This is a genomic window from Kitasatospora sp. NPDC001660 (genome assembly GCF_053596725.1).
Window position 1 is genome coordinate 1 of the sequence record NZ_JBSFGU010000100.1, and the last position, 9477, is coordinate 9477.

Annotated in this window: 7 protein-coding genes and 1 pseudogene; 2 read left to right on the forward strand and 6 right to left on the reverse strand. The window is 70.8% G+C overall.

The window, feature by feature from the left end:
• Window positions 1-420: 420 nt before the first annotated feature.
• A pseudogene (locus ACWCXH_RS39130) lies at window positions 421-498 on the reverse strand (nicotinamidase); the annotation flags it as partial.
• A 313-nt stretch (window positions 499-811) separates the two neighbouring features.
• On the opposite strand from ACWCXH_RS39130, the gene ACWCXH_RS39135 reads away from it, so the two are divergent.
• Window positions 812-2398 carry a Na+/H+ antiporter gene (locus ACWCXH_RS39135; protein WP_449806286.1) on the forward strand — a complete coding sequence of 529 codons (1587 nt, stop codon included), beginning with the start codon at window positions 812-814 and terminating at the stop codon, window positions 2396-2398.
• 219 nt (window positions 2399-2617) lie between these two features.
• On the opposite strand, the gene ACWCXH_RS39140 is transcribed toward ACWCXH_RS39135, so the two are convergent.
• The 3 genes from ACWCXH_RS39140 to ACWCXH_RS39150 form a co-directional block, all read right to left on the reverse strand.
• Window positions 2618-3190 carry a YceI family protein gene (locus ACWCXH_RS39140; protein WP_449806287.1) on the reverse strand — a complete coding sequence of 191 codons (573 nt, stop codon included), beginning with the start codon at window positions 3188-3190 and terminating at the stop codon, window positions 2618-2620.
• A gap of 222 nt (window positions 3191-3412) precedes the next feature.
• Window positions 3413-4615 carry a sensor histidine kinase gene (locus tag ACWCXH_RS39145; RefSeq protein WP_449806288.1) on the reverse strand — a complete coding sequence of 401 codons (1203 nt, stop codon included), beginning with the start codon at window positions 4613-4615 and terminating at the stop codon, window positions 3413-3415.
• A 47-nt stretch (window positions 4616-4662) separates the two neighbouring features.
• A complete protein-coding gene (locus ACWCXH_RS39150; protein ID WP_449806289.1) occupies window positions 4663-5337 on the reverse strand; it encodes a winged helix-turn-helix domain-containing protein in 675 nt (224 codons plus the stop codon).
• 254 nt (window positions 5338-5591) lie between these two features.
• On the opposite strand from ACWCXH_RS39150, the gene ACWCXH_RS39155 reads away from it, so the two are divergent.
• Window positions 5592-7547 (forward strand): glycoside hydrolase family 9 protein, encoded by a 1956-nt coding sequence (locus tag ACWCXH_RS39155; RefSeq protein ID WP_449806290.1) that lies wholly within the window; start codon window positions 5592-5594, stop codon window positions 7545-7547.
• A 614-nt stretch (window positions 7548-8161) separates the two neighbouring features.
• Here ACWCXH_RS39155 and ACWCXH_RS39160 read toward each other — a convergent pair.
• Both ACWCXH_RS39160 and ACWCXH_RS39165 read right to left on the reverse strand, forming a co-directional pair.
• Window positions 8162-8404, reverse strand: a complete 243-nt coding sequence (locus ACWCXH_RS39160; protein ID WP_449806291.1) for a hypothetical protein — start codon at window positions 8402-8404, stop codon at window positions 8162-8164.
• A 122-nt stretch (window positions 8405-8526) separates the two neighbouring features.
• The gene (locus tag ACWCXH_RS39165) at window positions 8527-9369 is read right to left on the reverse strand and encodes a hypothetical protein (RefSeq protein ID WP_449806292.1); all 843 of its coding nucleotides are present in this window, start codon (window positions 9367-9369) and stop codon (window positions 8527-8529) included.
• Window positions 9370-9477: the final 108 nt, after the last annotated feature.

Genomic DNA, 9477 nt, shown 5'->3' on the forward strand with positions numbered 1-9477 from the left:
CAGCCCGAACGCCGCCTGGGCGTTCTGGCAGACCCACCACTGGTACTGAGCCGACCATTCACTGAGCCGATCATTCGGCTTCCCCTTGTCCGGGGGTCGGACAGGGGGATCGGGGTGACCCACGAGGGCCCGTGCCCGCGCAGCCGCGCGGACACGGGCCCTCGCACTGTTCCCCGGCCGCCCGGACAACACAGCACAGGCCCGCGTCCACGCCCCGGGGCCGGTGGTGGGACCTCGTGGTGATCGACGAGGCGCACCGCACGGCCGGGGCGGAGGGGACGGCGTGGGCCGCGATCCACAACGACGACCAGGTCCCGGCGAAGCGCCGGCCGCACTTCACTGCGACCCCTGCGGATCGCCGAGCCGTCGTGGTGGAGCCCAGGTGAGGACGACGGGGTGGCCGGTGAGGTGGGCCCGGTCGGCTCCGCCTTTGACCGGGACGCTGCCGCCCTCGCAGAAGTCCTTTTGCACGTCGACGACGATCAGTGCGCGGCTCATGGAACAACCCTTCCCGGTGGACACTCGTGTCCCTGATCCGTGCCCCGTCAGTGACGGGATGGCCGCGTTCCGGACGCGTGGTTCACCCGGCCGCCGTTGACGGGTCGTTGGCCGCGGCCGGGCCGTGGCCGGCCTCCTGGCTGCGTCCCGCCCAGTCCCGGACCGTCCGTCCCCGGACCCTGCGGGCCCCGTTCCGGCCCGGTGCGGGCGGTCTCGCCGGTTCTGCGGCGGGCCGGCGTCCGTAATCCGGTTTATGTTGATAGAGCACCTGGTCAGAGGGGGGTAACAAGCCGTAACCCACCGGGGACGCTGCATGACCGGCCTGACCGTCATCCTGCTGCTCGTGGTCCTGGCCACGGCGGTGGCGACCGGTGCCCGGCGCTGGAGCCTGCCCGCTCCCTCGCTCCTCGTCATCGCCGGTCTGGCCGTCGGGCTCATACCGTGGGTTCCCGAGATCCGCCTGCCGCCCCACGTGATCAGCGTGCTGGTGCTGCCGCCACTGCTCTACGCCTCGGCCGGGGAAATCTCCGTCCGCGACCTGCGCAGCGTGTGGCGGCCCGTGACCGGCCTGGTCTTCGGTCTGGTCCTGGCCTCGGCCGTCGTCGTCGGGTACGTCGCCCGAGCGATCACCCCGCTCACCAGCGCGACCGCGCTCATCCTCGGCGCCGTCCTGGCCAGCACCGACCCCGTGGCCGTGACCGCACTCGGCCGGCGCCTGTCCCTCCCACCGCGCGTGCAGGTCATGGTGCAGGCCGAAAGCCTGTTCAACGACGCCACGTCGCTGGTTCTGTACAAGGTCGCCGTGGCGACCGTGGTTTCCGGCAGCGCCATCACCGTGTCCGGGACCGTCGAGCAGTTCCTGATCCTCGCGGGCGGAGGAGCCCTCACCGGCGCGGCGGTCGCCGCAGTGGTGACGCTCATCCGCAGACGGACCGAGGACCCCGTGCTGGAGACCGTCATCGCACTGGTCACTCCGTACGCCTCGTACGTCATCGCGGAGGACTCGCACGCCTCCGGCGTGACCGCCGTCATCGTGTCCGGGGTGGTCCTCGGCAGCACCGGCCACAAGCTCAGCAACGCCCCCATCCGTCTCCAGATCCACGCCGTCTACGACACCGTGACGTTCCTGCTGGAGAGCGTCGTCTTCGCCCTCATCGGTCTCGAGCTCCCCTCCGCCGTCCGGCACCTCGCGCACGACGAGCACGGCTGGCCGCTGTGGGTGCCGGTGATCGCCCTCACCGTGCTGGCGATCCGCCTGCTGTGGATCTTCCCGCTGTCCGCCCTGATCCACTACCGGCACAAGGAGGGCGACAGCCGCCTCTCCTGGCGCGTTCCGGCCGTCCTGTCCTGGGCGGGCACCCGGGGCGTCATGCCGCTGGCCGCCGCGCTCTCCATCCCCCTGGTCACCCACACAGGGGCACCGCTGCCGCACCGGGCGCTCATCCTCACGCTCACCACCGGGACCATCGCACTCACCGTTGTTTTCCAGGGCTTCACCCTCGTTCCTGTCGTCCGCCGCTCTGGCATCGCCCTGGAACCGGAGCACACCGCCCGCGAGGAGGCCCGGACCCGCCGGCACATCGCCCACACCGCTCTCGAAGAGCTCAAACAGCTCGGCGATCTGGATGAGCTCGCCGAACTCGGCGCCGCCGCCGAGGCCGCCCTGAAACAGGCTCGTCGCCATCTGGAAGCGCGCATCCACCAGGCGGAAGATTCCCACTACAGCGACCCGGACGCCCGTCCCGCCGACGCCTACCGCGAGATACGCCAAACACTCATCGGCATCGAGGCGGCCGAGCTCCAGCGCCTCTACGAAGCAAACATGATCAGCAACGCCACCCGGCGCCGGATCCAGCACGAACTCGACCTCGAGGAGGCCAGCCTCCGTGCCCGCGACTGACGGGTCGGTGCCGCAAGCGGTACCTGGTCTCGGCACCGACGGTCACTACCGGCGAACCTCCGGTCTGTTGTCTCGGCGGCGGGCTCGTGCGGCCCGCGGAGTCGGGGCCGCCTCTGGCACGGCCCGGGGCCGCGTTCGAAGACGGTCCCCTGCACTGGCCCCGGTCGGTCCGTGCCGCCAGGTCGGGCCACGCGCTACCGGGTCGGCCTGTGGCGGGTGTCAGCCAGCCGTCGCAGGGGGCTCGAGGACTGCCTCGACATCGACCGTGACGTCGACCATGTCGCCCACGACGACACCGCCCCGGTCGACCACGTCGTTCCAACTCACGCCGAAGTCGTGGCGGTTGATGCGTGATCTGGCGACGAATCCGGCCCGGCGCCGTGGACCGAGATTCCGGCCGTCCTCCCACCACGGGGTGTCCCACTGTCCCAGATACGTCACATCGAATGTCACGGAGCGTGTCACTCCGCGAATGGCGAGGTCGCCCGTCACCTCGAAGTCGTTCGCGCTCACCTGGCGGATGCGAGACCCGGTGAACGTCCATGTCGGATAGCGCTCGACATCGAAGAAGTCGGCGCTGCGCAGGTGGGCGTCGCGGTCGGGTTGCCCGGTGTACACCTGCGTCGCGTCGATCGTCGCCCCGACCTGGGCCTTCTCCGGGGCGTCCGGGTCGACCACCAGGAAGCCGTGTACGTTCTTGAACTGTCCGCGTACGTAGGTGACCATCATGTGTCGGACGCTGAACTCCGCCGCAGTGTGACCTGACTCGAAGAACCATTTCGCCGTCGCCATGGCAGCTCCTCGGCATGCTTGCCCCTCCGAACACGATAGGACGGCCGTGCACCGGCGGCTCGCCCGGTGCCGGCTCGGCAGCGGACCACACCGGCCCGCGCACCCGTCAGCAGCATCCGCCGCCGCGCCCCTGCGGCGTTGGAAAGCCCGTTCCGGTCCGAGTGGGAAGCCGTCGTCCTGTCGGACGTGATGGACGTGTTTTCGCTGCCGCGCTGGGCCGTGTCAGCCGCTGGTGTGCCGGGGCAGTAGGAGCTCCGCCAGCAGGCCGCCGCCGGGAGCGGGGGAGAGCCGGGCGGTGCCGCCGTGGAGTTCGGCGACCCAGCGGACGATGGCGAGGCCGGTGCCGGTGCCGGTGCTCGCGGCTCCGGTGACGCGGCGTTCGAAGACCCGTGTACGGTCCTTGGCCGGTACGCCGGGGCCGTGGTCTCGTACGGCGATGCGGCCGGCGGTGACGCTCACGTCGACCGGGGTTCCGCCGCCGTGCCGCAGCGCGTTCTCCACGAGGTTGCGGACCGCCTGGGCGAGCAGTTCGGGGTCGCCGTTGACGATGGCGGCCTCGGTGGTGACCGTGACGCCGGTGCTGTCCGGCAGTTCCTCGATGGTCTGCTCGACCAGCTGGTCGAGCCGCAGCAAGGTGAGCTCGACTTCCTGGGTGCCGGCCCCGACCCGGGCCCGGGCCAGCAGCCCGGTGACCAGCCGGCCCAGGCGGTCGACGAGGCGGACCGCTTCGTCGAGGGCGGCGGGTGCCCGGGTGGGCGAGGTGCTGCCGCTCTCGACCACCAGGCGCAGGGTGGCTAGCGGGGTGCGGAGTTCGTGCGCGGCCTCGGCCAGGAACTGCTCCTGCTGTTCGAGTCCGCGCAGCGCGGGTCGCATGGCCCGTCCGGACAGGAGGTGTCCCACGGCGGCGGCGGCCAGCACCAGGGCCGCGCAGCCCAGGGCCAGCCAGTGGATGAGCCGGTTGTGGGCCGTTCGACTCCGGGCGGGGTCGGCTCCGACCAGCACGGCGGCGCCGATCCTGTCGTTGTCCCACACGGGGGCGGCGGCCCACTGGATCTCCCGGCCGTCGACCTCGGTGCTGACCAGGACGGTCTCCTGATCGTGCTGGACCTGCTGCCAGATGTCGTCCAGCCCGGCCTGGTCGGGCAGAGCGGCCGGGGAGGTGTGCGCGTAGCGGATCTGCGGCCGGGCCTGGGCGGGTGCTTGGAGGACGCCGAGCACTTCGGCGCTGCGGGCCAGGTCGTCGTCCGACAGCGCGTCGAGGTGCAGGACGCCGCCGTCGTAGTACAGCGTGCGGGCCAGGCCGTCCGCCCGGTGGCTGACGTCGTTGTCGAGATCGTTCGTCCGGGAGCGGGCGTCGGTGCGGACGGCGAGGACGGCGAGGACCAGCAGGCAGACGGCGGTCGTCGCGGCGAAGAGCAGGGTCATCGCCCACCGGACGCGGTGCAGGCGTGCGACTGCGGGACCGGGCGGCATCACAGGTCCGTGGCGGGGTCGGCGAGCCGGTAGCCGACGCCGCGCACGGTCAGGATGAGCTCGGGCGGGCCCAGTTTGCGGCGCAGCTGTCCTATGAGGACGTCGACCACGTTGGAGAGCGGTTCGGTCTGCTCGTCCCAGCAGCGTTCGATGAGCTCGGTGCGGGTGACCACCTCCCCGGAACGGAGCATCAGGACCTCCAGGACCGAGAACTCCTTCGCGGTGAGGGTGAGCAGTACACCGTCGCGCCGCACCCTGCGGCGTGGCAGGTCGAGCTCCAGGCTGCCGACTCGCAGTTCGGGCAGTCGCGCGGGCTGACCGCGACGACACAGGGCGCGGACCCGGGCATTGAGCTCGGCGAAGGCGAAGGGCTTGACGAGGTAGTCGTCGGCGCCGTGCTCGAAGCCGGCCACGCGGTCGCTGACCGCATCGAGGGCGGTGAGCAGCAGGACTGGCAGGGTGGAGCCCGCCTTGCGGTGGGCGGAGAGGAGCGTGAGCGCGTCCCCGTCGGGAAGAGTGCGATCCGCGACCAGGCAGTCGTAGGTGTTGACCGCGAGCTTGAAATCGGCGTCGGCGAGATCGGTGGCGAAGTCGACGGCGAAGCCCGCCTCACGCAGACCGCGGGTGATCACCGGGCCGAGCTCGGGGTCGTCCTCGAGGACAAGTACACGCATGGCGGCCGAGCCTAGTGGGTCGAAAAGAGCACGAACGCCGGGGCGATCGTGATTGGGGTGTTATGCCCGGCCGTCGGGCACCGCCGAGGCCGTCCGAATCCCGCGCCCGCCGCGCTCACGGCCTGGCCGAGGAGCCTGAGCCGCGTCTGCTGCCGCCGTGGCGGCAGAGCGGCGAAGGAACTCGTGCGGGCGGCGTCGGGAGGCGCCGCGCCTACCTCATGATCACCTCATGAACCCACCGGCAGTCTGCGGGCATGGCAAAGATTCGCAAGCGCGTCATCGGCGTGACCGCCGCGGGCGTGGCAGCTACCGTCCTCGCGGCCTACTGTGTCCAGTCCGCACAGGGAGCGGACTCCCTCCTTACGGGCGCTCCGCCGGCGGTGGTGCGCGTCGACCAGGTCGGCTACACACCCGGCGAGGCCAAGCAGGCCTACCTGATGGCCTCCGCCTCCGCGTCCAAGGCGTCCTTCCGGGTTTGCGACGCTTCCGGCAAGGAGGTCCTGAAGGGCAAGGTCGGCTCCTCCACCGGAAGCTGGAACAGCAAGTACAAGGCCGTCCACACCCTGGACCTGTCCCCTCTGACCGAGCCCGGCGACTACCGGGTCGAGGTGTTCGGCCCCGTCACCGCCGTTTCCCCGACGTTCCACATCGCCGCGGCGGACGAACTCTTCGGCAAGCTCATCCGGGACAACGTCCGCTTCTTCCAGGCCCAGCGCGACGGCGCCGACGTGGTCCCCACGGAACTGCGCCGCCGGCCCTCACACCTGGCGGACCGCCAGGCCACGGTCTACGACACCCCCGCCTACGCTGACGACGAGACGGTGCTGACCGCGCCCCTCAAACGCGTCGCGGGCCCGATCGACGTCTCGGGCGGCTGGAACGACGCCGGCGATTTCCTCAAGTTCACCCACACCGCCTCCTACTCCACCGCCAGTCTTCTGCTCGCGCAGCGGACCACACCTCTCGGAGGGAAGGAACTGGCCGCCGAGGCACGCCACGGACTGGACTGGCTCGACAAGATGTGGGACGACGAGTCGCGCACCCTCTACGTCCAGGTCGGACTCGGCAAGGGCGACACCGACGACGGCAGCGGCAGGACCAGGTCCGACCACGATGTGTGGCGCCTGCCGGAGGCCGACGACGCCCTCGACGTCAAGCCCGGCGACCCCGACTACCTGATCAAGCACCGGCCGGTCTTCCGCGCGGCACCGCCCGGCAAGCCGATCAGCCCGAACCTTGCGGGGCGCGTCGCCGCCGCCTTCGCCCTGGCCGCCCAGCTGGACGCCGCCGAGAACCCCGACCGGGCACACGAGGAACTCCAGAAGGCCGCGCACATCTACGCCCTCGCCGACACCACCCGGGCCGACCAGCTGGTCACCGCCTTTCCCCACGGCTTCTACCCCGAGGCGTCCTGGCAGGACGACATGGAATTCGGCGCCGCCGAGCTCGCCCTCGCCGGAAAGGCCCTGGATGACAAGCGCACTGCCGACTGGACCAAGCAGGCCGGACACTGGGCCAAGCAGTACGTCACCTCGGACAGCCTCGGCACCCTCGGGCTCGGCGACGTCAGCGCCCTCGCCCACGCGGACCTCGCCCGCCTGCTCGACGACGGCGCCACCCGCACCGAAGTGACACACGAGCAGCTCGCCGCCGACCTCAAGCGCCAGCTCGACGACGGCAGCGCCCGCGCGGCCCGCGACCCCTTCAGGGCCGGCGCCGTCTACACCGACTTCGACTCCGTGCCCCACGCCTTCGGCCTGGCCGCCACCGCCCGGCTGTACCACCGTGTGACCGGGGACTCCCGCTACGACGCGTTCGCCACCCAGCAGCGCAACTGGGCACTGGGCGCCAACGCGTGGGGCTCCTCCTTCGTCATCGGCGCCGGAACCACCTTCCCGCACTGCCCCGAACACCAGGCCGCCAACCTCGCCGGCGACCTCAACGGGGACGGCGACATCCTCCTCGGCGGTGTCGTCAACGGCCCCAACGCGGCAGACAAGCTCAAGGACCTCAACTCCTTCCCCACCATGCGCAAGTGCCCGGCCAACCAGGACAACCCCTTCGCCGCCTTCGACGGCCACGGCGGCGGCTTCATGGACCACGTGGGAGCCTGGCAGACCGTCGAGTCCGCCGACGACTTCACCGCGACCGCCCTGCTCTCCTTCACCCTCTCCGCCGCACCCCGGATTGCCCAGACCGACTCCGACTGACAGCACAAAGGGCCACAACCCGCCCGTCACGGCACCGCCCGCTTTGACCCGCGGTACGACCGGGCACGCAAGGCGGCCCACCGCGGGGCACGTCGCCAGGTCCGGGCAGTGGCCGAGCCGTGCCCACCGGCGGTCAGGCGGAGCGCGCGCAGGTCGGCCGGCAGACGCCGGCCGGGATCGCGTTCGGCCCTCACGCACCGCCCGCGCCGGCCCGGCCGGTTCGCCGAAGCAGCCGGGCAGGCTGTGCGACGGCGGGAACCCGTTCGCGAGGGTGTACCGGCCGGACAACGAGTTCCAGGGGAAGACCGCCGCCGCGTGTGATGTCGCGGCCGAGTCCGAGGCGGTCCGGCGTGAGCTGCACCAGCGGCTTGTGCCTCCGCCGGTCCCCGGGACCCGGGATCCGATGGGCCGGTCGTCTACTGCAGGACCCCGGTCCGGGCGACCCGAAGGGGTTGTGCCAGGAGATCCTCGACTTTTCCGGCGAGCCGCATCCCGAGACGCTCCACGTGCCGATCCGACGCCGCTTCGCTGATCAAGGGGCCGGCCGCCGGGCGAGTGTCCGACCGGATCCCGCCAGGACGGCCTGCAGAGCGATCCTGGCTTGTCGTACCGGGTCAGATGGTCCAGTTGACGGGGTAGGTGGCCTTCGGATGGAACGTCACGCCGACCGCCTCCATCTCCCCGCGCGCGACGACCTGCATCTCCTTCAGGTCGTCCAACTGCGCCGCATGCTCGCTGGAGTCCCAGACGCTGACGTGCATCATCGACCCGTCCGGCGAGACGCCCGCGTAGAAGTGGATGAGCCCCGGCAGCCGCTTGACGGCCGGGATCAGATACTCCGAGGTCTTCGTGTTCATGGCGTCGACCTCTTCGAACCGGCTCGGGTCGAAAGTGCCGGGCGAGAGGCTGCAGTTCGGAGGTGGGGAAACTGGTGTTTGGCTCTGGCAAAGGGGCTTGCCGTTCGCCGGGATGCGGGCGATCAGGAGCGCGGCACTGCGTCCGTGACGGCGTCCAGCAGCGGCTTCAGGCGGTCCGTCAGGGCGTTGAAGTCGCTGCTGCGCCCGTCGGACCACTGGGCCATCCCGACGATTGCCGCCGGACCCGTGAACGCGAATGCCTGTACCAGTCCGCTGTCTGCGGGCAGTGCCCGCAGACCGGAATCCTTGGGTGGGAGTTGGACGGCGACTTCGTAGTCGCCCGGGTTCATGCCGAGGCGGTTGACCAGGTTGAAGGCGTCCAGCGGGTCCTTCATGGTGAACACGTTCAGGCTGTACTCGTTGCCGTCGCCGTCCTTGTACATGGCCAGGTCGACGCCGAGGCAGCCCTGGCTCTGGGTGATCAGGCCCGCGAGGGTGGGTGCGACGGTGTCGGAGCCGGTACAGCTCGGGTTGGCGACCTCGGCGACCCGTGTGAAGCCCTGCACCTGCGCGGGGAAGACGCTCAGCGGTATTGCGGCCGTGGGCGCGACGGCCGCGCTGCGCGTGGGCGAAGGGGAGGTGCCAGGCAGGGAGTGCGCGGCCGGTGAGGCGGTAGCACCTTGCGGGGCCTGGGGCGATCCCGTGCTGCTCGCCGTGGCACCGGCCATTGCGGCTGTGGCCGGCTGCTCGTGTCCTGGCCACAACCGGTAGGTTCCCACGGCGCCCACCGCCAATACCGCGATCAGGCAGCCCATCAGCACCCGCCGCCGCGACACCTGCCCTCGCTTCGGCCTGCCCGACCGGGCGCGTTCAGACGCGCTCGGCTCGTGGACGGCGTTGTTCTTCTCGAATTCCTTGACGAACTCGTCCCACAGCTCGTCGCCGCCCTCATGTTCGATCTTCACGAGGGAACTCTATTAGTACTGCAATCACAGTTATGGGGTGTGGCCTCGGCGTTTGTAGTGGCTGAGGCGGGCCCGGGTCTGGCTGAGGCGTCTCCACCATGACCAGCG

What these genes read in the sequence shown, in the direction of transcription:
- ACWCXH_RS39135 (WP_449806286.1), top strand. Translation starts at nt 812, where the DNA reads ATGACCGGCCTGACCGTCATCCTGCTGCTCGTGGTCCTGGCCACGGCG.
- ACWCXH_RS39140 (WP_449806287.1), bottom strand. Translation starts at nt 3,190, where the DNA reads ATGGCGACGGCGAAATGGTTCTTCGAGTCAGGTCACACTGCGGCGGAG.
- ACWCXH_RS39145 (WP_449806288.1), bottom strand. Translation starts at nt 4,615, where the DNA reads ATGACCCTGCTCTTCGCCGCGACGACCGCCGTCTGCCTGCTGGTCCTC.
- ACWCXH_RS39150 (WP_449806289.1), bottom strand. Translation starts at nt 5,337, where the DNA reads ATGCGTGTACTTGTCCTCGAGGACGACCCCGAGCTCGGCCCGGTGATC.
- ACWCXH_RS39155 (WP_449806290.1), top strand. Translation starts at nt 5,592, where the DNA reads ATGGCAAAGATTCGCAAGCGCGTCATCGGCGTGACCGCCGCGGGCGTG.
- ACWCXH_RS39160 (WP_449806291.1), bottom strand. Translation starts at nt 8,404, where the DNA reads ATGAACACGAAGACCTCGGAGTATCTGATCCCGGCCGTCAAGCGGCTG.